Raw genomic sequence first — 24724 nt, forward strand, 5'->3', positions numbered from 1 at the left:
GACCTTACAAATAACCCAAATATTTATCTTTAAAAGTCTTTATTTATGTGGCATGACCCCGATATCCCGAAGTCTCGGGGTCGGGGTCGGGCTTTCGGCTATATCTTTTACTCCGTTTCTCTCCGTAAAAGGATACCGCCTCAATCCCTCATGCGCATTAGTTTTCATCACAGTATTTGGTTTGAACTTTGATGGAAAATATTTCGTCAAATGCAAATAAATCGTCGAACAATTTAATCACATTTTTGAATTCAATAAAAAACCGTAATTTTAAAATCAACTTACTGATTATCGATTCATTAAAAAATTCAATCAGCAATCAAAAAAACACATATCAAATTAAAAAATAAAAAAATGAAAGTCCATACTACAAATTATCAAAACACTTTTATTGAAGTTGCTGAAGACTGTCCTTCAACGACAGGAGAAATTCCGCCACTAAAAGGCAAAAATAAAACAATAGCCAATATTGAATTTGAAATGATCAGCAAAAGCCCTTACAAATACTCTTCAGACGATGTTTTGTTTCAGGTGTTTGCAGAAAAAAATGATTTGACAAAATCAGATTATAAGAACGCCAGGGAACAATTCTTCTCAAAAGGACAAGCATGCCTCAGAGCCTCACCCTTAACAAAACGTTACGGCTGGGGAATACATAATGATGAAAACGGAAAAATCGCGCTTTATGGCATGGAAACTCCGGAATATGAGAAACATTCTAAGGATGAAAATCTTAAAATCGTAAAAGCAATGCGAAGCTCAAAAAAGTAACTCCAAAACAAAGACATAACTATTGTATTGTTTATGCTACTCAATCTGACAGCACATTTTTTAATTTTGTACTGTCGGATTTTTTATTTCAAACTCATTATTCCAATTTAATTTTGCAACAAAAAAATACTATTTTAGCACGAACCGAATCAATCAAATTTGCAATTTAAATAACCTATGAAAAATTTTACAAAGCGCTCTCTTTTTATTTTATTGACACTTGTATTTATACCTTATATAGGTATTTCTCAAAAATATTCAACAGCGGTGCAAATGCCAACCCAGCAAAATGCAATTATCGTCAATGATATCATTGAAGCAGCCCATTATAAAACATATTTTGTTGATTATTGCCTAAATAAAATAAACGAAACAGCTAACAAGGAAAAATGGAATGAACAAAAAACACTGCAGATAACGGAAACCATTAACTTTAAAAACTTCAGGGATGCCGTTTATAATTTATTTGCCTTTCATGACGAGATAGAATTAGAAACACTTTTGAAAACATATAAAAAAGACAAAATATATCAGACGACGAATATTATGACTACCAATAAGGCGCTTAATATTAATCTTGATATTTATGCCAGGGATATTGTGATGGGGAAGTATATTTCAAAATAAAGCAACAAAGATAAAAAGAGACAAAGGTTCAAAGGCTTTAAAACCGTTGAACCTTTGTATTATAATCGAAACTAGTTGGCTTTTGGTTTAAAAACCAATTTTGTCGAAGTTTTTAGAATTTCATCCTTATTCAATTTCATTTTTCTGAATTTCCCGGCATTATACATTCCTGCCTGATCGTCGTAATGCTTACTGAACGGATTTCCGGATTGTCCTGTTGGAATAATACTCCAACTGTTTTCAATATCTGAAAAATCTATAATTCTCCGTGTTGACGGACCGCCTTTTACATAATATCTGCCTTCATTGTTATATCCAAAAAACAAATTATTGATTACTTCATTTGATCCGGATGATGCAAAAGGCCCAACGTTAAATAAACCCCGAAGTGCTGCTACTTTCCCCAATGGATGTTCGTGCTCAACTGTGTGTACTTCACCCCATTTCCAGTCAGAAATTGTGATCCCTAGTTGTTCCTGAAGAGATGCAATAGTTTGATGAAATGATTTTGAAACAATATCTTTTCTGGTTTCTTTTACATTTTTCGTTTTGATGTTGTCCCACCAAACTGAATTCTCATTTTTAATCTGTCTGGCAATAACCTGCTTTCCAAGTGAAATTCCTGTAAACAAATTAAAGTTATCCTCACCCATTTCGTCTTCAAACGTATTTTTAAGATAAAGATAAATCCATTTGTTGTAAATCGTTGGTGCAACATCTTCAACATTGGTGGTTCCTTTCCATGATTTCAAAACTTTAATTGCTTCTTTTTCTTCTTTCAAAACATAATTCAAATCAATATTGGCAATTAAATGTTTAAGTACGTCAACAGCGACATCAGACGTATTATCGTTGATCATTTTACTCATCGATTCTTTATCCCAATCCGATTTAGGATTTATTAATTCTGAAATTCTTTTAGCACGGTCTTCCGGCAGGTAATATCCCGGATACAGATAACCGTCAACTGCTTCCGGCTGATTATTGGCAGAATACACATACCCCCATTTTGGATTTTCAGAAGACGGGTTTTTTGAAAAATCCAAATATTCTACAATATCATCTTTTCCTGTTGAACCGTCCAAAATCAAATGTGAATTCACTCCTTGATTATGCTTATAGAGCATTCCGGATGCCCACCAGGCGACATTTCCTTTGGCATCACCATACATTACATTTAATCCGGGAGAAGCTACTAATTGTACTGATTTTTTAAAATCATCTTTATTTTTTGCATGCGAAAGTCCATAAACAGCATCCAGAATCTGGATAGGTTGTTGTGTAAAAATCCATGACATCGCTATTGGATTTTTACTTTTCAAACGTTCCAGCAAACCATTCATAATAGGTCCATGACGGCTTGATTTGACTGTCAGGAGCACATGAGAGCTATCTTTTACTTTGATTGTTTTTTTTCTGGATTCATATTTCGCAAACCCTTTAGGTGTTTGATATTGAGTTATATCTCCTTCCCTATTTTTTTCCTGATAAAAATCAATATCATCATTCATAAACATTGTCAATCCATAAGCATATTCACGATTATGAGCAAGTAAAGGAAAAGGAGTGCCAGCCAGATAACAGCCATACAATTCATGAGTGGGAGTTATCAAATGTGCTTCATACCATGTCCCTGGCTGCGAAAAGCTAATATGCGGATCATTTGCAAAAATCACTTTCCCGTTTTTGGTTTTATTAGGACCAAGAACCCAACTATTGCTTCCTACAAATGGCGGAACCGGGGACTTATCTAACAAAAGGGCAACCGATTTAGCAATAGCTGTATACTCTTCAATATTTTCTTTTGAGCTTTTAATTTGCGTGGTATTGAATTCGCCTTCAATCCCTAAGTCTTTCAAATATTCAATACCATATTTATTCCGGATTTCTGTCAGCAATGGATCAGTCTTTTGCGCCATTGCAAAACTAAAAGCCATATATCCAAAAATATTATAAACGTCCTTAATGGTGAACTTTTCTTTTTTAACTCCAACTAAAGTAAATTCAATTGGCGTAACTCCATCTTCAAGATATTGATTTATGCCATCTAAATATGCTAATGTCAATTGATAACTTGGGCTGTTTTTATCCAATTTTGCGATGGCTCTTGCCGAAGCTTCTTCGATACCTATTCCGGAAAAAAACATATCATTTTTTAAAGCTACCGATCCGAAAATTTCTGACAACCTCCCCGGAGCAATCCTCCGCATCAATTCCATCTGCCACAATCTTTCCTGCGCATGAACGTAGCCCAAAGCAGTCATGGCATCTTTTTCTGAATTGGCATAAATATGAGGAACACCAAAATCATCAAAATATACAGTAGTTTCTTTTTGAAGATTCTTTAATTTGATTTCACCTTCATACTTGGGCTTCAAATGAAAAATATAGGCCCATAAAGCGATTCCCAAAAGAACAATCACTACTAATAAAACCAAAAGGATTTTTTTAATTCTTTTCATATTTAAAAAAGATCAACAAATAAATGATTTTACAATAATATAACTTAAAGTAATAATCATATAAGAAACATTATTTTTTAAAACCTAAATTTATGCATTTAAAACCAATACGATAAATGTCAATCTACAAAAAAATAGTTATCGGCTTAATTTCTGTGCTCCTTGTTGGAATATTTCTCAACATTGGTCTTAATTACTGGATTAAAAAGCAGCTTCCAATCATTATTCATGAGAAAAACAACACACCTTATAATATCAATTATGAAAAAATTGAAGTATCATTATGGACCAGAAATATTTATGCACAGACATTATTAGTAAATCCGAAAAACGCACCGAAAGACAGTAAAAACGGGATTTTTTCAAAAATTGAATCTATTACAATTAAACATTTTAATATTTGGGATTTAGCTTTTAATGATATCATTCAGGCCAAAAGTATCATTATTAATAAGCCCCGCGTTATTTTATACAAAAAAGGTGAAAAGCTTATCAATGACCGTAAAAACATTAACAAACAAATAATTGATCCATTCAGAAAGATAGTTTCGGTTTCGAATATTTATCTGAATGACGGAACGGTTGATGTTGTGTCTCTGGACACTGAAAAACCAATTTTCAGCATTAAAAAAATCATATTAAAACTCGAAGGAATTTTAATCACTGATGCCACACTGAAAGAAAAAATCCCAATTAAATATAAAACTTATGCATTGGTTATTGATAGCTTGTTTTACAGACCGAGTGCTTTTTATCATATTAATATTGGCAAAATAAGTACTGAAAAAAACTTCTTAAAAATCAATAATTTTTCTAATCTTCCTCAATTAAACCGACGTGATTTTACAAAGCAATTAGAAAAAGAAAAAGACATTTACACCTTGAAATTTGATTCGGCACAGGTGGCAAAAATGGACTGGGGATTTAAAAATGACCGCTTTTTCTTCAAGGCAAATTCGGTTGTAATCAATCATTTTGATGCCAATATTTATCGTGGTAAAATGCCTAAAGATGATTTAAGCAAAAAATATCTTTACAATCATTTATTACGAAACATTAAGTTTCCGCTTCAAATTGACACCTTACAGGTTTTAAAATCAAAATTGGTTTATGAAGAAGAAATTGATTTCTCTAAAGGTCCAGGGATTTTAAATTTCGATAAATTTAATTTACAGGCAACAAATCTGCGAAGTGGCTTTGGGTTAAAAAAAACAAACGATGTTAAGATTAAAGTGAATTGTATTTTTATGAAAACTTCGCCGTTAAATGTCGATTGGCGTTTTAATGTTCTGGACAAAAAAGACAGCTTTCATATTCAGGGCGTTATTTCAAATTTTGATGTAAGAGCGATGGGCAGATTCAGCAAGCCTTATATGAACGCTTCATTTACCGGAGTCTTTCATAAATATCGTTTTAATTTTTACGGAAATGATAATGTATCCAAAGGTAATGCTTCATTGGATTATGACGATCTTAAAGTAAAATTATACAAAAAGAAAAAGCCTGAAAAGGAAGCAAAACTAAAATCTGCAATAGCTAATTTGCTGGTTAAAAATGATTCTAAAGACAAAACCAAAACAACTGATGTCGAAGTCGAACGCATTCAGGAAAAATCATTCTACAACTTTTTGTGGCGAAATATAGCCGAATCCTTAAAGAAAATATTGATTTAGACTAATCAATTTCGAACCTGACAATTATCAGGTTTTTAAACAAAATATTTTTTTTCATTTGCCTTTATTTTAATTGAAAACAAATGAAAAAAACACCTTTACATACTTTCCATATTCCGGTTATGGGGCTCGCTTATACTATTGATAGCCCCATTCGTGTGGCGCAATATGGTATTTCTTCTGTGATTTCGATTGCCGATGATGATTTAATTGAGAAGATGCGTCATTTTTACAGTACTAAATTCAATCTTCCGTATGAAGAAATAACCCAGAAATTCCATGATTATCGTGCCAAAAGAATTACGTCTTACCTGAATCTGGTTGATAAAATTGTAAAACAAAAATTTGAAAGTTTTAAAACCGAAATAGCAGAAAGCAAAACAGTATTAGAGAATTTCATATCGATGCTGCCTAATACTTCAGACATCAAAAAAGGTTTTCAGAATCTGCTTGAAGACGGAATTTCATTCAAGGAAAATATTCAAAATTACATCGAGTCACATCTTTTTCCCGGAGAAATTGACGTTAATATCATGACCAAACTAGACAAAGATAATTTTGTCAAAAACGAACAGCTTCCAACAGAATTTAATGATGCTCATGCTGCTTTAAGAGGTTTTGCCAACAGCAATCTTGAATCTTCTGTGGTGCTTTCTGCCGGAATGAATCCCAGACTTTATAGTTATTTTGAGAATTTCAGTGATTTTTTTCCTGATGAAAATAATCAGCTTAGAAAAAAAATCATTTTGAAAGTAAGCGATTTTCGATCAGCTATGATTCAGGGGAACTTTTTAGCAAAAAAAGGACTATGGGTTTCAGAATACCGTATCGAATCCGGTTTAAATTGTGGCGGACATGCCTTTGCTACTGAGGGGCTTTTATTGGGTGTGATTTTAGAAGAATTCAAGCAGAAGAAAGAACAATTAGTCCAATCGGCTTATGACTTAATGATTAAAGCTTTACAGCTAAAGAACCTGCCTTTTCCTAAAAATCCTTTACCTCTGAAAATTACAGTCCAGGGCGGTGTTGGAACTGCAGAAGAACATGAATTTTTATTAGAAGAATACAATGTTGATTCGGTAGGCTGGGGTTCACCCTTTTTATTGGTTCCCGAAGCCACTTCTGTAGATCAGGCGACTCGAAATTTGCTGATCAATGCCAAAGAAAATGATTTTTACCTGAGTAATATTTCACCATTAGGAGTTCCTTTTAATACTTTGAGAGGAACAACCAATGAATTTTTAAAGCAAAAACGCATTCAGGAAAATAAAGCCGGAAGTTCCTGCCCAAAGAAGTTTTTAGCCTTGAGCAAAGAATACGATCCACACGGAATTTGTACAGCATCCAAAAAATATCAGGATATAAAACTGGAAGAATTAGAAAATATAAAAAATACTTTATCGATTCAGGAAATTGAAAAAAGTAAAATTAAAATAACTGAAAAATCATGTTTATGTGTTGGTTTAGCTAATGCTTCTTATCTTGAAAATGACATCCAAATAAAAGGACAGTCACAAGGAGTTGTTATTTGCCCCGGCCCTAATATGGCTTATTATGACCATGTAGTTTCTTTAAAAGAAATGATCCAGCATATTTACGGATATAAATCTATTTTACGAACTGCAGAACGTCCTTCTATTTTCATAAAGGAATTAAAGCTCTATATCGATTATTTTAGAAATGAGATTGAAAATATTTCTGAAATGACGGCTTCACAACTTAAAAAATGGAATGCTTTTAAAGCCAATCTTTTTGATGGAATAGCTTATTACCAGAATTTATTAGACTCAACACCCTATTTTAAAACACAGATGGACATAATAAAACAACAGCTTGAATTTTATAAAACAAGATTAACTGAAATTAAAATTTAAAAATCAAAACCCCGAACTCAATTTAATTCGGGGTTTTTACATTTTGCAAATTATATCAAAAATCTATTCTTTTTTCTTTTTACTGCCGTCAATAATAGCCCCTGTTCCGGCTCCTACTCCAGCTCCGGCCAAACCACCAATAATAGCACCTTCACCTTTTTTCTTACTCACTGCAGCTCCGGTTATTGCTCCAACTCCAGCACCAATAACAGCACCTTTTGCTGTTGAACTCCAGCCTTTCTTTTTAGCAGGAGCAGCTGTAGTTGTTCCGTCTTGCTGATGTACTACCACCACTTTTTGAGCTTCTGCTTTCTGAGCCTCTGCCTTTGCTTTTTCTTTTTCTTCTTCCAGATTAGCCATTTCAGTTTTCATTGAATCAATGACTCTTTGTTTATTAATTTCAACTTTCATTGAATCAATACTGGCTTGTTTGGCTTTATCTATAGCCTCCTTATTTTGATTTTGACAAGAAGCTAAAAGTATCGTTGCTAATAAAACATATAAGCCTTTCATGATTGTAGTTTTTGAATTATACTCTACAAAGTACCGAAGATCTTGCTTGATTGTTATTACAAGATTTTTTAAAAAGTTTATAAAATTAAAAGTTTGCCATTTTAAAATTTTTATTTTCCTAAAATGCCCTTTTTCAGAATTTGTCCGAAATCATACATATCTTCAAAAGAACAATATAGTGGAACAGGTGCTAAACGAATTACATTTGGTTCACGCCAGTCCGTAATCACTCCGCTTTTCATCAAATAATCAAATAAACTTCTTCCTTCTCCGTGTAAAAAAACAGACAATTGAGAAGCTCTTTCTTCAGGATTGGATGGTGTAATAATTTCGAAAGTACTATCAACTTCTTTGTCTATTTCGTGAAGAATAAATTCTAAATAAGAGGTAATTTTATCTCTTTTGGCGATTAAAGCGTCCATTCCGACTTCAGCAAACATTTCTACCGAAGCTAAATAAGGCGCTAAAGAAAGAACCGGAAGATTACTGATTTGCCAGCCGTCTGCGCCATGAACAGGATCAAATGTCGGTTCCATTTTAAAACGGCGTTCTTTGTTGTGTCCCCACCAGCCGGCAAACCTTGGCAAATCAGCATTGTGATGTTTTTCGTGAACAAAACAGCCAGAAGCATTTCCCGGCCCTGAATTCATGTACTTATAACTACACCAGGCGGCAAAATCAACATTCCAGTCGTGAAGTTCTAATTTGATGTTTCCTGCTGCGTGTGCTAAATCCCATCCTACTTTGGCACCTGCTTTTTGTCCGGCGGCAGTAATGGTTTTAATATCAAAAACCTGCCCGGTATAATAATTTACACCTCCAATTAAAACTAAAGCCAGTTCATCACCCACTTCTTCGATTTTAGCTAAAACATCTTCCAGACGAATATTGTGTTCGCCTTCGCGGCGTTTAATTTCTACAATAGCCTCTTCGGGTTTATATCCATGAAAATGAACCTGACTCTGAAACATATACTGATCAGAAGGGAAAGCTTTTTCTTCGCATATAATTTTATAACGGGTTGCTGTAGGCTGATAAAAAGACACCATCAATAAATGAAGATTTACTGTCAAAGTATTCATCACCGTAACTTCTGAAGGACGGGCACCAACAATTTTACTCAAAGGTTCAGGAAATCTCTCCTGATAATCCCACCATGGTTTTTCAGCATAGAAATGACCTTCTACCGCAAGATCTGCCCAGTCATTCATTATTTCATCAATATAAGCTTTGGTTCTTTTGGGCTGTAATCCTAAAGAATTTCCCGTAAAATAAATAACCCGTTTGTCATTTACTTTAGGAAAAATAAACTGATCTTTATAATGATTCAGTACGTCTTCTACATCGAGTTGTTTTGCGAATTCGCGTGTATTTTGAAAAGTCATTGTTTTTTGTTTTGATTGCTAAAATAACAAATTTTGTTTGTTTTGTTTCAAGTTCAGGTTTCAAGTTGCCGGCAGCACATGAAACCTGAAACTTGAAACATTTATAAAAACAAAAACCCGACAAGTCTTGAAACTTGTCGGGTCTTTTTATATGATAAATTCTAATTATAGAATCAACATTGCATCTCCGTAAGAATAGAATTTGTATCCTTCTTTAATTGCTTCATCGTAAGCTTTTTTCATTAAATCATGTCCGCAAAAAGCAGAAATCATCATTAATAATGTTGATTTTGGAGTATGGAAGTTTGTAATCATACAGTTAGCAATACTGAAATCGTGAGGAGGGAAAATGAATTTATTTGTCCAGCCTTCGTAAGGATTCAAAGTATTTGCAGAAGAAACAGAACTTTCAATTGCACGCATAGAAGTTGTTCCTACAGCACAAATACGTTTTTTCTTTGCTTTTCCTTCGTTTACAATATCACAAGCTTCCTGAGTTATGATTAATTCCTCAGAATCCATTTTATGTTTCGATAAATCTTCAACTTCAACCGGATTAAAAGTACCAAGACCAACGTGAAGTGTTACCTCAGCAAAATTTACTCCTTTGATTTCCAGTTTTTTCAAAAGGTGTTTTGAGAAGTGTAAACCTGCAGTTGGCGCTGCTACAGCTCCTTCTTCTTTTGCATAAATAGTCTGGTATCTGTCTGCATCTTCCGGAGTTACCTCGCGGTTGATATATTTAGGAATTGGAGTTTCTCCAAGCTCTGTCAGTTTATTTCTGAATTCTTCATAAGAACCATCATATAAAAAACGTAAAGTTCTTCCGCGGGAAGTTGTGTTATCAATTACCTCAGCAACTAATGAATCGTCATCACCAAAATATAGTTTGTTACCAATTCTGATTTTACGTGCCGGATCAACCAAAACGTCCCAAAGACGTTGTTCTGAATTTAACTCTCTCAACAAGAAAACTTCAATTCTTGCTCCGGTTTTTTCTTTATTCCCGTACAAACGTGCAGGGAAAACTTTTGTATTATTAAGAATTAAAACGTCTCCGTCATCAAAATAATTGATAACATCTTTAAACATTTTATGTTCGATAGTGTTCTTTTTACGGTCAATTACCATTAAACGAGATTCATCTCTGTTTTCTGCCGGGAATTCCGCTAAAAGTTCTTTTGGTAAGTTGAAATTGAAGTGTGATAATTTCATATTGGAATATAAGATTTTAAAATATCTATTTTAGATTTATGTACCTAAAAATTTAAATCGCCTGCAAATATACGATTGTGAGATAGGCGTTGTCAAGTGTTTTGACGTTTATTTTCAAAAGTCGCTGATTTAGTGAGATTTCTGCAACATTAAATAACGTTTTTTTTACCATATAAGTTCATTTAATTTGAATTCCTGAAAATTAGCGAGTGCTTTTATTTGGCTAAAGCCGAAAAACTAATCATAAAAAAAACCTCCGGTTAAAACTGGAGGCTATTGAATTATGCTCATTTCATTTAAATGAACTTATATCACTTATATGGTTAAAATTTTTTACAATTCTGATATTTCAAAGTTTAATTCTCTTAAATCATTCCAGAAATCCGGGTATGATTTTGAAACTACTTCGGCATCATCAATAATAATTGGTACTTTTAATGCTAAAGGTGCGAATGCCATTGCCATACGATGATCGTTATAAGTAGCAATTCTCACATTATGATTAATGTTTTGAGAAGTATTTAAAGTTAAACTATCATTGGTAACAGAAATATCTGCGCCCAATTTTGTCAATTCGATTTTTAAAGCTTCCAGGCGATCTGTTTCTTTAATTTTTAAGGTATGAAGCCCTGTTAAATGGCAACCAATTCCTAGGCCTAAACAAGTTACCACAATTGTTTGTGCGATATCAGGCGTATTATTCAGATCAAAATTTACTGTCTCTAATTTAAAATCAGGCTGTTTTACCAGCATCATTTTATTTCCTTCGTAAGTAGTTTTGACACCCATTTTTTCATAAATAGAAACCAAAGCAGAATCTCCCTGCAAACTATTTTCTTTATAACTGCTCAAAGTTATGGATGCAGCGTCTGCCAAAGCAACCAGACTAAAGAAGTAAGAAGCCGAACTCCAGTCAGATTCTACGACCATTTCTTTTGAAACAACAGCTTCTTTTGGATACACTTTAATTACGTTTCCTTCAAAACTGGTTTGAATATCCAGATCATTCAGCAAAGCCAAAGTCATTTTAATATATGGAATTGATGTAATTTCTCCCTCTAAAGTTAATTCTAAACCATTCTCTAATTTTGAGGCTACTAATAAAAGAGCAGAAATATACTGACTGCTAACATTTGCCGCCAGACTTACTTTTGAAGCTGTTACTTTTTTTCCTTTAATTCTTATCGGTGGGTATCCTTCTTCTTTTTCATATGAAATTTCAACACCTAACTGCGTCAAAGCTTCAACCAAAATTTTTATTGGGCGTTCCTGCATTCTGCCTGAACCTGTCATTACAACTTCGCGTCCTTCGTTTACAGCAAAATACGCTGTTAAAAAACGCATTGCTGTCCCCGCATGATGAATGTCTACAATCTCGTCATTACCGACAAGGGCTTTTTGCATTACTTCGCTATCATCAGAGTTGGAAGTATTAGCAAGGGTTATATTTGGAAAAAGCGCTTTTAAGAGCAATAAACGATTGGTTTCGCTTTTTGATCCTGTAACAGCAATCTGACCTTGTAAATTTTTATAATTGGTTTGAAGTAATAAATTCATTTTTATAATTATAAGTTGTAATTATGAATTATGAATGATTAAAAACGTAATTCAGACGCGCAATTTACCACTCCCTATTCATAATTCAAAATTCAAAACTCATAATTCAAAACTTATGAGTGATATTTCACAATTATTTCAGTTTATCATTGTTTTTGTGACGATCTTTATCCCTAACCGATTTTAAATCCATTTTTTTATCAAAAGCTGCCTGTAAATCGATACCTGTTTGATTGGCCAGACATAAAACCACAAAAACAACATCAGCAAGTTCTTCGCCCAAATCTTTGTTTTTATCACTTTCTTTTTCAGATTGTTCTCCGTATCTGCGGGCAATAATCCGGGCCACTTCACCTACTTCTTCTGTAAGCTGGGCCATATTGGTTAACTCATTAAAATAGCGTACACCATGCTCTTTTATCCAGGTGTCAACATCCAATTGTGCATTTTTCAAATCCATCGTTAAATTTTTTTAAGAACAATTTTCTCATTTTGACTGACGATTATCTTCTGAAAAAACTCTTTCAGCATCTCATAATCTTCTGCTGCAAAAATAGGTTTGTTTATTTCTTTTATAACCTGAATCATGATTTTATTTTCATTAGAAGCTGCATTCATCAAGAAGGATGCTTCTTTATTTTCAAGCGAAATTCTTTTAGGCTTAGGTAAAGATTCTACTACATAGCCTTCCGGCATTTCAAAAGAAATATTATATACATACTGATGTGGATAGCCAAAATAAATAGATGCTTGTCTTTGCTCCTGTACAAATGGGTTCGTAGTGTCTGTATAAAAAAGTAATGGTCTTAAATATATTTTACCATTTATGATATCATATGGACTATTTAATGTAAAACTAAAGTTTTCAATAACTGGTTTTGATAAATCCTCTTTTTTGTTTTCTATTGTATACTCTTCGACTTCACTTTTATTCAAATCATTTTCTAATTTCTCAAGGTAAGAATCTTCGCTTTTGCCTGAATTTATTTCCCGAAAATTAAAAGCGGAATAATCTGATCTCTTTATTCTCAACTGACCCTCAATTTTTTTTAAAGCAGGATTTATAACTGCAGTTAAGTTATAGTTGTCTTTGGATAGCACAGAAGTAATCATTTCGACTTCTTCTGATGAACCATCTTCTTTGATAAGTCTTCCTTTCCAGTTTAAAAGATTTAACGGCAACACATTTGGCGCTGTAAGCTTATTTGTTGCATCAAGTAATATTTTCTTTCCGCCAATTTCAGCCTCGGCAATGACATAATTAAAAACAGTTCGGTTTGGAAAAACAGGCGTACCATTTTCTAGTGTACTTACTAGAACCGGATCTGCATTGATCCCGGCATTTTTGAGCATTGCAATCAGAATGAAATTTATTTCAGCAACATTACCGGTTTTGGTTTCGTAAGCTTTTTTAACGCCTTTGTCCACATAATAGCCCTTTTCCTTGTTCCAGTTCATTTTATTCTGCACAAACTTAAAAATTACATTTAGGCGTTCTTCATGAGAATCTACATTTTGTAATAGCGCTTTTAAATCATTTAAAAAATAATCCTTTAGTTTGAGCTCCTCTCCGAAATCTTTATTTTTATAAATCGTAGTTGCAACACCTTCCCATGTGTTTGTATAGTCTACAACCGGCATATCAGGAAATCTTTTTCTTTCTAACTCGTTTTGTATCGAACCCCTGTAGTTTTCTATATTATCAACAAATTTTTCATTTCTGAGTGCAGGAATACCCTGAAAGGTATAAAGACTATTAATCTCTTTATAACCACTTGCATATACCTGCCTGCTGTCAACAAGTTCAGCACTAGTATGAATTTTTGTAGATCCTATCAGTAATGTCTTATAAAGAAAGAACTCCGGAATTTCAGTTTTGTATTCAAAAAAATTAACTGGTATATCATATTGAAAATCAAAATCAGGAAGCCTGACAATATTTTCTGACCTCAGGATATATTTAAACTCTATAACGGAGCCTGCTTTTACGTTCGGCAGCGTTATCGTTTCCTGATTCCAGTATTTGTTTATTTTATTCTTAAAATGTCCTTCGCTGTCTAATTTCGTTTTTATAATTGTTCCGTTTTCCAAATTATAGGTCACAGCGTTTGAAAATTTAACGCTGTCATCACCCAGGTTTTCATATCCTACATAATAGGAAACTTTTTGATTTGCCCAGCTTAAACCTTCAGTCTTGTAAATTTTTATTCTGAATTCATATACATTATTAGCCGTAAAACCTCTCTCGGACGAATAGGTAAAAAAAGTTTTTCCCCGTTTAAATAAAATTGCTGCTGCTGCAGCAGTATCTTTTGGATGTACCTTTTCTTCTAATTCAGCAACCGTTACTTTTCCTAACTCGTAATTTTGAGCTTTGACAGCAATAGAAGTAAGAATTACAACTATTGAAATAATTGTCGTCTGCAATTTCATTTTTTAAATTTTCTTTAAAACAATTTTCTCGCTTTCTTTCGCAATCATTGCTTTATAATAATCTTTGAGCATTTCGTATTGCTGTGTTGATACAATTGCTTCATTAATCTGATGTGAAATAACCATTTGAAGCGTATTTTCGTTAGCAGCAATATTAAATTTGAAAGATCCTAAGTTATCTTGCATGGTCATTGCAGCTGGGGCAGGGAGTGTTTCGACTGCATAGCCATCAGGGATTTTAATTGTGATATTATATTTGTCCATAAATGGAAATCCAAAATCAACCGGATATTCTCTTGTTTCCTGATTAAATGGATTCTTTTCATTCGAAAAGAACAACATTGGACTAACATATATTTTACCCCCTATTATTTCACATAAATTATTTCCCGTAAAAGAATAAGTTTCTATAATAGGTTTCAAAATTTCTTTTTCGTTTGTCTTTGAATAGTCGCTAATTTCTATTTTGTTATTTTGGTTTTCCAGTTTTTCCAGATATTCATCTTCTTTTGTACTAAAAATATTCTTTCTTGTGATCATGGCATTATAATCTGTACATTGTCTTCTTGCCTGTCCTGTAACTTTGCCTTCAGGATCAATATTATAAGTCAAAAAAACAATATCATTAGACGCCTTCTTAGGCATTAGGTCAATTTCTTCAGAAGTTCCGTCCTTTCTTATTAATCTCCCCTGCCAGTTTAAAGTTCTAAGCGGTAAAACATTTGGAATAGAAAATTTTTCCGATGCATCTAATAATATATAGCCGTTTTCAGTTTCAACAGCTGCAATTACATAGTTATAAGCTGTTCTGTTAGGGAATAATGCTACCCCGTTTGATCTTGTACTAACCAAAACCGGATTTGCAGTTAAACCTGAATGACGTAACATTGCTGTAAGCATTAAATTTATCTCGGCAATATTTCCTGATTTTTCCTGATAGGCTTTACGTACTCCTTTATCGCAGCTGTAACCATAGTATTCATTCCATTTTACATTTGATTTAACATGATTTAAAATAATTAACATTTTCTCTTCAGGGCTTGTTACTCCTGCAAGTAATGCTTTCAAATCATCTTCAAAATATCCTGTCTTATTCAATTCAGGGCCAAAATCATCGTATTCATAAATGGTCTTTGCTACTGAATTCCAATCTGTAGAAAAAGTTTTAATCTGGCTATTAGGAAACTTCACCATTGAGAGTTCCTGTTCCATGCTCGAGGTATAATTATTTATATTATTAACGAAAGACTCTTCTTTCATTCCAGGCAAATCTTCTGCAATATATATCGTTTGTGTTTCAAGATAATCAACATTATCAGTAGAATATGTTGTGTGAGTACTAAGCCCGCCGGATCTTTCTTTGTTTGTAAATAAAATTGACCTTGATTGCTTATTTACTGTTACCTTGGGAAAAATATACCCCTTTTGTCTTGATGAAAAAGTATAGTATTCCGGAATATAAGTTACATACTCCGAATAATTCACCGGAATACTGGTTTGAAAAGCCCAGTCGCGCATCATTGTGATGTTAGATGTCCTGATTGTATAACTGTATTCTAATACCGAACCTTCTTTTACGTTTGGCATTGTAATTTTTTTTCTTGCCCTGTACTTATTCACTTCTTCGTTAAAAATTCCATCACTTTTTAGTTTGGTTTTTTCAATTTTTCCGTTGACTAAATTAAAAGTACACACATCCGAAAAATCAACTTTTTCTCTCGAATCATTGCTTCCATTGTAATATGTCACACTTTGGTTTGCCCAGTCATAGCCTTCTTTTTTGTACACTTTGATACGTGCTTCAACATGAGTAATTAAAACAAATCCTTCTTGCTGATTATAATCTATTGTAGCTGATCCTTTTTTATATAATATCGCTGCCGCCGCAGATGAATCTTTTGGATGCTTTTTCTGTTCTAATTCTGCAACAGATACTTTTCCTAATTTAAATTCCTGTGCAGTTGTTTGGTTAAGAATAAAAAGCACAAGTAAGAAACTGAAAAATTTAATACATTTCATTTGGTTTGTTTTGAGGAATTTGGTTATTGATTAATTCTTGGTTAGTATAATTTTGGCATTATCGTTTCTTGATATCTGCTCCATGAAAAGACGATACTCATCGTATTCCTTATTCGAGTATTTCCCCTTATTTAAAAACATAGAGCGTTTGTAAGTAAGTTTATTATTTTCCTTTCTGATGATTTCAGTCTTATATTCTCCAAATTTTCCTTTTAATTCAAAGTCTGAAGGCAAAAATTCAATTGAGAAACCCACAGGAAGATTAATCTCAATTTCATCTGTATCTAAATAACCGCGTTGAATCTGAAATGGATTTTTACGACTTCGGATACGCTTCACATTGCTTTTGCTTTGATTAAATGCGTCTACCGGAAAAATCATTTTATTGGCTGAAATCACACCATAATTCGCAGCACTTACATACACATCTTCGGTAAAACGAATATTTTGCTTATCATTTGTAAAAGTTATTTTCCCTAATTTTAAGTTATTGATATTACTCCAATATTCTTTATAATGTGCTTCTTTTTCTGTAGGCTGTAAAGTTTCAGTCCTGGACTTTGAACTGTATTGGGAACCCTCAGACGCTATTGAAAGATGACCGGAAAGATTGCCATTTTCATCAATACTATAGTTTCCTTTATCTATTTGAGTATTTCCTTTGTCCTCATATATTTTAGTTCTGACAATTACGCCTCCTTCAGGTTTAACGACCAAAACATCCCTGTCGTCTGTAAAAGTTCCCTGATAACCAAATGGATCGTCCTGACTTGTACACTCTAAAAAGGTATATTTATCATCATGTGGAATTGCCAATATCATATGATTTCCCTGCATCGAAACAAAATCAGACTGAATATTAGACTTGTAACGATCACCATATAAAATGGTATTATACGAAGGAACATCAACTGCCTGCAAAAGTGCTTTAGTATAATTGGACAATGCTTTGCAGTCTCCATATCCCAAACGGTCAACATCACTTGCCAGCATAGGTTTCCATCCCCCAATACCTATAGCAATATTCACATATCTTGATTTTTTCTGTACATAATCATATATAATTTTTGCCTTTTCGACAGGGTCTTTTTCATTTCCGACAAGTGCTTTTATTTTAGTTTTAGTTTCTTCTGGCAACTCAGTAGTTCCTGTTAGGATTTTATCGCCATACCATTTGCCAAAATCTTCCCATGTTGTTGCTGTTCCGTCTACTCCTTCTAAGTGAAATTTTTCAAGGCCCATCATTATTCTTGGATAAAGATCACGTGAAGACGGACTAAGATCTTCAGTTTTTCGGGCTAAAATATTAAAAGCCTCGTAACTTAATCCGGTATCTGTATCAATCGTTTTTTTAATATTAAATCCTGAAAAATGAAACTCCTTCTTTTTAAACCCAAGGTTGTTAGGAAAAGTAACGTTCAATACACATTTTTCTACACTTAAATAATACCCTCCTAAAAAATACCATTGTGGTATAAATGCGGTATTTGACGTTTCAGTTTCACTGTTATAAACAATAGTAAAAGGATATCCAACTGGAGTATAATCTAAATACAGGACACGATTATCTGAGAAAAGAGTACTGCCGCTTACCGCACTTTGGTCTCTGAAATCTTTTCGTTTAATCTTTTTAATTTCGGTACCAAACGCATCATAAACAATAGCTTCGATATTTTTTATTGAGGTTGTTTTATCATAGTGCTGATAAGCATCAATATCGCTTAATCCTTTTTCATTAAAAACAGATATCACTCTTTGTATTTTGATATTCATGTTTTTTTGCGAAACAATAGCAATATCCATCTGATCTAATCGCACAACCGCATCTGCATTTTCTTTAAGACTGTCTTTAATTGCAGTAATTGGGTAAGTGTTTTTCTGAGCTGAAGAAACAAGAGTAAACAAAAAGAAAAGTAAGGCGAAACAAGGTATTTTCATTAGTAGGTATTTTCGTCAAATATATATTATTTTCCGAAACACCTTAACAAATGTTTAATAATTTTATTCTCTATTTTTACTATCCATTACAATCGTTACAGGACCATCATTTAACAAACTGACTTTCATATCTGCACCAAAAATTCCGGTTTGTATTTTTTTATGAAATTCCTTTTCTACAGACCTCACGAAATTTTCATACAACGGAATTGCAAAGTCTGGTTTTGAAGCTTTTATATAAGATGGCCGGTTCCCTTTTTTAGTAGAAGCGTGAAGTGTAAACTGACTTACCACAATGATATCACCATCAATATCCTGAACCGAGCAGTTCATGATATCATTTTCGTCTCCAAAAATTCTCATTTTAATTATTTTACCAGCAAGCCAGTCGATATCTTCCTGCGTATCTGCATCTTCGATTCCAACTAAAACCAATAATCCTTTTTGGATATCTGCAATTTTTGTTCCTTCAACGGTTACTGATGCTTGTGAAACTCTTTGAATAACTACTTTCATTAAAATTGTGTACTAGATTAGATGCACTGCTGTGCATCTCTACATTTGGAATTTGGATTTTTATCGACAAAAAATATTGGAATCTATTTCCTCGTTTCATCACTTGCTGCACGGTCTTCTCCATAATTATCAGTGCGGTAATGTTCTTCGTCGCCTTCGAGGATCTTAAGATAACTGTTGTAACGTGACCAGGCTATTTCATCTTTTTCCAAGGCTGCTTTGATTGCGCAATGCGGTTCCTCTTTGTGTAAACAGTTGTTAAACTTACACTGATCTTTCAATTTGAAAAATTCAGGAAAATAGCCGCTTATTTCTGTTGGTTCCATATCCACGATTCCGAAACCTTTAATTCCCGGTGTATCAATAATTCGGGCATTAAATGACAAATCATACATTTCTGCAAAAGTAGTCGTATGCTGGCCTTGTTTGCTTTGTTCTGAAATTACTGTAGTTTTAAGATGAAGACTTGGCTCCATTGCATTAACCAAAGTTGATTTACCAACTCCGGAATGTCCGGAAAACATACTCACTTTACCAACCATCATTTCTTTTAGTTTATCAACTCCTTTATTTTCTGTAGAAGAAATTCGGAGACATTTATATCCAATTTCAGAATAAATGTGCTGTAAGTAGAGCTGGTCATCTAAAGTCTGCTCATTTAAAGTATCGATTTTATTAAATATTAGAATAGCTTCGATTCCATAGGCCTCAGCCGTAACCAGAAAACGATCTATAAAACTTGTAGTGGTTGGCGGATTATCAATTGTAATCAAAAGAAAAACCTGATCGATATTCGACGCAATAATATGAATCTGTTTTGACAAATTTACCGACTTACGTACGATATAATTCTTTCTTTCATGAATAGTATGAATGGTTCCGGTTACAGCATCTGAAGTTTCTTCCAATTCATAATCGACAATATCGCCTACAGCAATAGGATTGGTACTTTTGATTCCTTTCATCCTGAACTTCCCTTTCATACGGCATTCGATAAAATCACCTTGTTCAGATTTTACGGTATACCAGCTTCCTGTAGATTTATATACGGTTCCTGTCATTCAACTTTTAGATTACTTTTTTAGATTTAGATTCCTCTTAAAACTAAAAATTTTAAAAGGCAAAATTACGTTTTTAGAATTGAACCACGCAACTTCACCTTTTAAATTTGAAATCTATCCTTTGAATTTGATATTCTTACCAAATAATTTCAGCTAACACATCATTCTCCTTTACTTTCCCAAGTTGAATTGTTTTTAAAACTTTAGTCGTTTTTCCGGCTTTAGTTGTATAAATTTCTACCATAATTGTCGCCGGACCATTTTCTGTTAATTGTGTCTCTCCAAAATAATTGGTTTTAATTTGGTATTTCCCTTTGATTGCATTTCGAATCAAATACTGCTCTGGTCCGTAACCCTGCGTAAAATCTTTTGAAAATCTGGCACCTGCCTCAGTGCTGGTATGACTGTAATAACATTCTTCTCCATTTGGTTCAATTACATGAAGATCTAAATCTACATCCATCTGATTCCAGTTCATGATGATTCTAATATCTATTGGCATTTTATCAAGATATTTTTTATCCAGTTTTCCGGTTTTCAAACCTGTATGTTCTGTAATCATTCTGTTTATATCCATCAGAATAATATCTTCAACCCCTTGATATTGCCCACTCATTTCTCCGTAATAATTTACTTCCAAAGCTTTAATTAATTCATCAAAAGCTTCCTGGTATTTTCCGGCGTCTTCCAAAGCCAGGGCATAATCCCTTAAACTCTGTGGTTCATGAGCTCTCCATTTTACCACTTGTTTGGCAGTAAATACAGCATCATCATAATCCTGCCATTGACGTAAAGTATAAGTCAAGGTTTTGTAAAGTTGATGATTTTCCAATCCTAAATCGCCAATATTACTGATCACATGCAATGCTTTTTTGACATCGCCCTGATTGTAAAAAAAGTGTGCTACATCAAAATAAAAACTCGGGTTTCTCTCCTGTGATTTTCTTAATTCCAAATACAAATCGTATTGTTTTTCTTTTGGTGCCGATGCCAAAGCTTTTAAGTATAATCTGTCTGGATTCCAATTAGTGGAATTATTTACAGTGTCCACTCGTGAGAAAGCATTTGTAATGTTCTCCCTACCATAATTCAATTCATTACCTGATAAATTCGCACTATTTGAAAGCTTCTCAGAAGAAATAGTATCTGATGCTCCAACCGTCATTTTTGCTTTCGTAAGATACCCTTCAACAACTTCACTACCAATTTTTTTATCTTTTAAATCTACATTTTTTGGTGCATCTTCAGTAACTTCTTCCGATTTCGCCACAACAGGTGCAATAAATTTAACCATATCAACTTGTGATGGTGGCGGAGTATTATATACATTATTATCTTCTTGTACTATCTCTCTCACTGGCCCTGAGCCAACAGGCTCATCAACAGTCAAAACTGCATCCGGATCACTTTTGATTGTTTCATAAGCTGCACGTTTCTCTTTCTTAGACTTTGATAAAACTTTTGGAGGCACATATTTTTTATCTTCTTTCCACCAGGAATTTAATGCTGCAAAATAACTGTCTACATTATACCAATTATTTTTTTGCTTTGCTAAAGCCCTGTCTTGCTCCTGTTTTTTTATTCTGTCAAATTCTGCACGTAATTCTGCCGGAGGAATGATATCATACGAAATATAATCCTGAAGATTTTCTAAAACAATCAGCGATGTATTCTTGGTAATGATTCCATATTTCTTCCCTAAAGTTTCAATTTCCTGAGCATTTTTGTCGTATTGCAATTCAAGATTCGCAATCTTTTTCTGAGCCCATAATTTTTCGATATTGACTTCATTTGTATTTTGAACATCAGCGTCTAAAGTTATCTTTCTTTCTAAAACAGCATCATCTCCATTACCAAATAATAATGTAATTTCATTTTTTGGATTTAGTGAAATTCCTGCAAAACTAAAACTACCCGAAACTGAAGTTCCTTCCATTGGAAACAAATCGGTAATTAAAAAGTTCTCTTTAATTCCCAAAAACTTTAGATTTGTATTCGTCAATTTATCCACAGCATTTTCGACACTCAATTGGTTTAAATTAATGAAATTACCGCCTGCTTGCGAAGCAGTATAATTTAAAAAAGCAAAGTCTGCAGATACACAGGATGAAATCGTAAAGACCGGTTTTTTAATTTTAGGAAATGAATTTTCACTCAAAGAAGATAAACCATCACTAGAAAACAGATATTGATCATGATTTACAAAATTTAACTGTGAGTAACGCGTTCCGCCATCGTATTTTGTATTTTCTAAAACCGTTTTTAATTCACTCCAATTTCCATTAGAAACAATAAACTCTCTTTGCTTTTCAAAAGTGTAATTCAAAAAGTACAAAGTCACTTTTGTATTTTTTATCTTTTGAAAATAAGAATCCAGCAAATCAAGTTCCTTTTTCAAATCCCGCGACTGACAGCTCAAAGAATTATCCCAGATTAAACCGATTGAAGAAGGAGTTTTTCTTGCTTTAGTAATTCCTTCAATAAAAGTATTTCCATAAAAATAATACTGACCGCCGGCATCCTGGGTTAAAACACTGGATGTATTATTTTGGATCGGAACTTCAAAAACTATCTTTTCTTCAGGCTGATAATTTTCTTTCTCGAAAGAAGCTTCAAAAGACTGATTCCATTTTGAAAAAGAAATTCTGGACGATCTTTCAGTAATTTTTGGCGAAGTCGAAACGCCAAGAACAGAAAATTTCACTGAAAATTTATCTAATTTCTTAGGATAACGGCTCACCAATTGATACGCCAGATTATTTTTATCAGAGGCCGAAAGTTCTTCTTCGTAACCAATAATTACTATTCTTTCACCGTTTGGCATTAGCGGATAAATTCGGGTTCTGAAATTATTCCCATCCACTTTTTCCAGCAGGCCCGGATCGACACGACGGTGTTCAATAGCTTCAAAAACCTGTTTTCCCTTATTTTTATTCACCGGAACAGCTTCACGCATTTTTCCGTTAATATCAATGGCATATCTGGAAACCGAAACGTTTTCCGGTAACGGAAAAATAAGTTCTGCTTCCATCTGACGATTTCCCGAATTAAAAAAATGCATTTCGGCTGTAGTGTAAGCAATATTTCCAACCACCTTAACATTAACAAGGAGCTGACTCATCCTGACTTTCTCAGCTTCTGCTCCTTTTACAGTCATTTCGGGACTTTGTGCAAAAGTGTTGATTCTGAAAAGGAGTAAAACATAAAATAATAATTTCAAACGGACTTGAAAATATACTGGCATAAACATTTTTGATTTCATGACTCGAAAGTTAAGATTGTATATTCATATAGAGAACAAAAAAATCAAAAAGGTTGGAAAGAAAAAATATTTTTATTTTATCTCTTTGATCCGAAAATTCTGGCGGGTGTTTTTCCCTTAGATTTTGCAGATTTATTTTCCATTTAAAAATCAGCCCAACCCGAGAAATTTTTTGGCAATCATTTATCAAAAAAAATCCCCATCACTTCTTTCAAAGCAATAGGGATTTTAAAAACAATTTAATTTTAAACTAGTGATATAATTAAAACTATTAAGAAAGCTTTTAAAAAACTTAAATTAACTTATATCACTATATAGTTTAAAGAAAATTATGCGTTGAAAATTTTCTCCTGGTGACCAATACTTTCCTGGTGAATAGCTTTGAACATTCTCAAAACAAACTCTTCAGTAAGACCTTTTTTCTCGCCTTCCAAAATCATTTTTCCTAAGATTTCGTTCCAACGGCTGTTTTGAAGAATTGCAACATTAGCATCTTTTTTCACCTGACCAATTTCGTCAGCCACTTTCATACGTTTTCCTAATAACTCTAATAAGTTAGCATCAAGTACATCGATGTTAGCTCTTAATTTAGTCATTTTTTGGCTGTACTCATCTGTAGTATCATCCGTTTTTCTGATAGTCAAATCTTTGATTATTTGTTTCAAAGTATCCGGAGTAACCTGTTGAGCAGCATCAGACCAGGCATTGTCCGGATCGATATGAGTTTCGATAATCATACCGTCGTAGTTCAGGTCTAAAGCCTCTTGCGTTACTTCAAAAATCATTTTACGATCTCCTGTAATGTGAGATGGATCGATGATTAATGGTAAATCAGGGAATTTGTTTTGCAATTCGATAGCAATCTGCCATTCCGGAATGTTTCTGTATTTTGTTTTTTCGTAAGTAGAGAAACCTCTGTGGATTACACCTAATTTCTCGATACCAGCCATATGTAAACGCTCAACACCACCTAACCATAAAGCTAAATCCGGGTTTACAGGGTTTTTCACCAAAACAATTTTATCAGTTCCTTTTAATGTATCAGCAATTTCCTGAACTGCGAAAGGGTTTGCTGTTGTACGTGCACCAACCCATAATACGTCGATATCATATTCTAAAGCTAGTTTACAATGCGCTGCAGTTGCAACTTCAGTTCCCATTAATAAACCAGTTTCAGCTTTTGCTTTTTGTAACCATTTTAATCCAATTTCTCCAATACCTTCAAACCCTCCCGGACGCGTTCTTGGTTTCCAGATTCCCGCTCTGAATACGCTTACTTTTGAATCTTTCAATTCGTGAGCGATTTTCAAAACCTGATCTTCCGTTTCTGCACTACAAGGTCCAGCTATCACAAGTGGGTGATCTAAATTGAAATCTTCTAACCACTTTCTCATTTCTTTCTTATTTTCCATCTTTAT

17 protein-coding genes are annotated in these 24724 nt (G+C 33.6%); 4 read left to right on the plus strand and 13 right to left on the minus strand.

Annotation, left to right across the window (positions count from 1 at the left end; all coding sequences use genetic code 11):
* Positions 1 to 354: 354 nt before the first annotated feature.
* The gene (locus GXM16_RS14760) at positions 355 to 771 is read left to right on the plus strand and encodes a DUF6157 family protein (RefSeq protein WP_163395260.1); all 417 of its coding nucleotides are present in this window, start codon (positions 355 to 357) and stop codon (positions 769 to 771) included.
* A gap of 177 nt (positions 772 to 948) precedes the next feature.
* Complete coding sequence (locus tag GXM16_RS14765; protein ID WP_163395261.1) at positions 949 to 1398, plus strand: hypothetical protein; 450 nt, start codon at positions 949 to 951, stop codon at positions 1396 to 1398.
* A 71-nt stretch (positions 1399 to 1469) separates the two neighbouring features.
* On the opposite strand, the gene GXM16_RS14770 is transcribed toward GXM16_RS14765, so the two are convergent.
* Positions 1470 to 3860, minus strand: coding sequence for a penicillin acylase family protein (locus GXM16_RS14770; protein WP_163395262.1), 2391 nt, complete (start codon positions 3858 to 3860; stop codon positions 1470 to 1472).
* A gap of 116 nt (positions 3861 to 3976) precedes the next feature.
* Here GXM16_RS14770 and GXM16_RS14775 point away from each other — a divergent pair, with 116 nt between their 5' ends.
* Both GXM16_RS14775 and GXM16_RS14780 read left to right on the plus strand, forming a co-directional pair.
* Complete coding sequence (locus tag GXM16_RS14775) at positions 3977 to 5533, plus strand: hypothetical protein (RefSeq protein WP_163395263.1); 1557 nt, start codon at positions 3977 to 3979, stop codon at positions 5531 to 5533.
* Between the two features lie 83 nt (positions 5534 to 5616).
* On the plus strand, positions 5617 to 7407 hold the full coding sequence (locus tag GXM16_RS14780; protein ID WP_163395264.1) for a hypothetical protein: 1791 nt from the start codon (positions 5617 to 5619) through the stop codon (positions 7405 to 7407).
* 63 nt (positions 7408 to 7470) lie between these two features.
* Here GXM16_RS14780 and GXM16_RS14785 read toward each other — a convergent pair whose 3' ends face one another.
* The 12 genes from GXM16_RS14785 to GXM16_RS14840 form a co-directional block, all read right to left on the minus strand.
* Positions 7471 to 7920, minus strand: coding sequence for a YMGG-like glycine zipper-containing protein (locus tag GXM16_RS14785; RefSeq protein WP_163395265.1), 450 nt, complete (start codon positions 7918 to 7920; stop codon positions 7471 to 7473).
* Positions 7921 to 8030: 110 nt separating this feature from the next.
* Positions 8031 to 9305, minus strand: a complete 1275-nt coding sequence (gene kynU, locus GXM16_RS14790) for a kynureninase (protein ID WP_163395266.1) — start codon at positions 9303 to 9305, stop codon at positions 8031 to 8033.
* 165 nt (positions 9306 to 9470) lie between these two features.
* Positions 9471 to 10520: a tRNA preQ1(34) S-adenosylmethionine ribosyltransferase-isomerase QueA gene (gene queA, locus GXM16_RS14795; protein WP_163395267.1), complete on the minus strand. Its 1050-nt coding sequence runs from the start codon at positions 10518 to 10520 to the stop codon at positions 9471 to 9473.
* Between the two features lie 333 nt (positions 10521 to 10853).
* Positions 10854 to 12077, minus strand: coding sequence for a 3-phosphoshikimate 1-carboxyvinyltransferase (gene aroA, locus GXM16_RS14800; protein ID WP_163395268.1), 1224 nt, complete (start codon positions 12075 to 12077; stop codon positions 10854 to 10856).
* A gap of 133 nt (positions 12078 to 12210) precedes the next feature.
* Positions 12211 to 12537, minus strand: a complete 327-nt coding sequence (locus tag GXM16_RS14805; protein ID WP_012022600.1) for a nucleotide pyrophosphohydrolase — start codon at positions 12535 to 12537, stop codon at positions 12211 to 12213.
* A gap of 2 nt (positions 12538 to 12539) precedes the next feature.
* Positions 12540 to 14510 (minus strand): DUF3857 domain-containing protein, encoded by a 1971-nt coding sequence (locus tag GXM16_RS14810; RefSeq protein WP_163395269.1) that lies wholly within the window; start codon positions 14508 to 14510, stop codon positions 12540 to 12542.
* Positions 14511 to 14513: 3 nt separating this feature from the next.
* Positions 14514 to 16529 carry a DUF3857 domain-containing protein gene (locus tag GXM16_RS14815; RefSeq protein ID WP_163395270.1) on the minus strand — a complete coding sequence of 672 codons (2016 nt, stop codon included), beginning with the start codon at positions 16527 to 16529 and terminating at the stop codon, positions 14514 to 14516.
* Positions 16530 to 16559: 30 nt separating this feature from the next.
* Positions 16560 to 18467, minus strand: coding sequence for a DUF3857 domain-containing protein (locus GXM16_RS14820; RefSeq protein ID WP_163395271.1), 1908 nt, complete (start codon positions 18465 to 18467; stop codon positions 16560 to 16562).
* 63 nt (positions 18468 to 18530) lie between these two features.
* Positions 18531 to 18983 carry a D-aminoacyl-tRNA deacylase gene (gene dtd, locus GXM16_RS14825; protein WP_163395272.1) on the minus strand — a complete coding sequence of 151 codons (453 nt, stop codon included), beginning with the start codon at positions 18981 to 18983 and terminating at the stop codon, positions 18531 to 18533.
* A gap of 83 nt (positions 18984 to 19066) precedes the next feature.
* Positions 19067 to 20044 (minus strand): ribosome small subunit-dependent GTPase A, encoded by a 978-nt coding sequence (gene rsgA / locus GXM16_RS14830; protein WP_163395273.1) that lies wholly within the window; start codon positions 20042 to 20044, stop codon positions 19067 to 19069.
* 136 nt (positions 20045 to 20180) lie between these two features.
* Entirely contained in the window at positions 20181 to 23306 is a 3126-nt protein-coding gene (locus GXM16_RS14835) for a VIT domain-containing protein (protein ID WP_229684359.1), read from the minus strand.
* A gap of 329 nt (positions 23307 to 23635) precedes the next feature.
* Entirely contained in the window at positions 23636 to 24718 is a 1083-nt protein-coding gene (locus GXM16_RS14840; RefSeq protein WP_163395274.1) for a bifunctional 3-deoxy-7-phosphoheptulonate synthase/chorismate mutase type II, read from the minus strand.
* Positions 24719 to 24724: the final 6 nt, after the last annotated feature.

The organism is Flavobacterium limi, assembly GCF_010645075.1.
Classification (GTDB): Bacteria; Bacteroidota; Bacteroidia; order Flavobacteriales; family Flavobacteriaceae; genus Flavobacterium; species Flavobacterium limi.

Bases quoted from the DNA above. Each gene is read 5' to 3' on its own strand.
- GXM16_RS14760 (WP_163395260.1), top strand. From the start codon at position 355: ATGAAAGTCCATACTACAAATTATCAAAACACTTTTATTGAAGTTGCT.
- GXM16_RS14765 (WP_163395261.1), top strand. From the start codon at position 949: ATGAAAAATTTTACAAAGCGCTCTCTTTTTATTTTATTGACACTTGTA.
- GXM16_RS14770 (WP_163395262.1), bottom strand. From the start codon at position 3,860: ATGAAAAGAATTAAAAAAATCCTTTTGGTTTTATTAGTAGTGATTGTT.
- GXM16_RS14775 (WP_163395263.1), top strand. From the start codon at position 3,977: ATGTCAATCTACAAAAAAATAGTTATCGGCTTAATTTCTGTGCTCCTT.
- GXM16_RS14780 (WP_163395264.1), top strand. From the start codon at position 5,617: ATGAAAAAAACACCTTTACATACTTTCCATATTCCGGTTATGGGGCTC.
- GXM16_RS14785 (WP_163395265.1), bottom strand. From the start codon at position 7,920: ATGAAAGGCTTATATGTTTTATTAGCAACGATACTTTTAGCTTCTTGT.
- kynU (WP_163395266.1), bottom strand. From the start codon at position 9,305: ATGACTTTTCAAAATACACGCGAATTCGCAAAACAACTCGATGTAGAA.
- queA (WP_163395267.1), bottom strand. From the start codon at position 10,520: ATGAAATTATCACACTTCAATTTCAACTTACCAAAAGAACTTTTAGCG.
- aroA (WP_163395268.1), bottom strand. From the start codon at position 12,077: ATGAATTTATTACTTCAAACCAATTATAAAAATTTACAAGGTCAGATT.
- GXM16_RS14805 (WP_012022600.1), bottom strand. From the start codon at position 12,537: ATGGATTTGAAAAATGCACAATTGGATGTTGACACCTGGATAAAAGAG.
- GXM16_RS14810 (WP_163395269.1), bottom strand. From the start codon at position 14,510: ATGAAATTGCAGACGACAATTATTTCAATAGTTGTAATTCTTACTTCT.
- GXM16_RS14815 (WP_163395270.1), bottom strand. From the start codon at position 16,529: ATGAAATGTATTAAATTTTTCAGTTTCTTACTTGTGCTTTTTATTCTT.
- GXM16_RS14820 (WP_163395271.1), bottom strand. From the start codon at position 18,467: ATGAAAATACCTTGTTTCGCCTTACTTTTCTTTTTGTTTACTCTTGTT.
- dtd (WP_163395272.1), bottom strand. From the start codon at position 18,983: ATGAAAGTAGTTATTCAAAGAGTTTCACAAGCATCAGTAACCGTTGAA.
- rsgA (WP_163395273.1), bottom strand. From the start codon at position 20,044: ATGACAGGAACCGTATATAAATCTACAGGAAGCTGGTATACCGTAAAA.
- GXM16_RS14835 (WP_229684359.1), bottom strand. From the start codon at position 23,306: ATGAAATCAAAAATGTTTATGCCAGTATATTTTCAAGTCCGTTTGAAA.
- GXM16_RS14840 (WP_163395274.1), bottom strand. From the start codon at position 24,718: ATGGAAAATAAGAAAGAAATGAGAAAGTGGTTAGAAGATTTCAATTTA.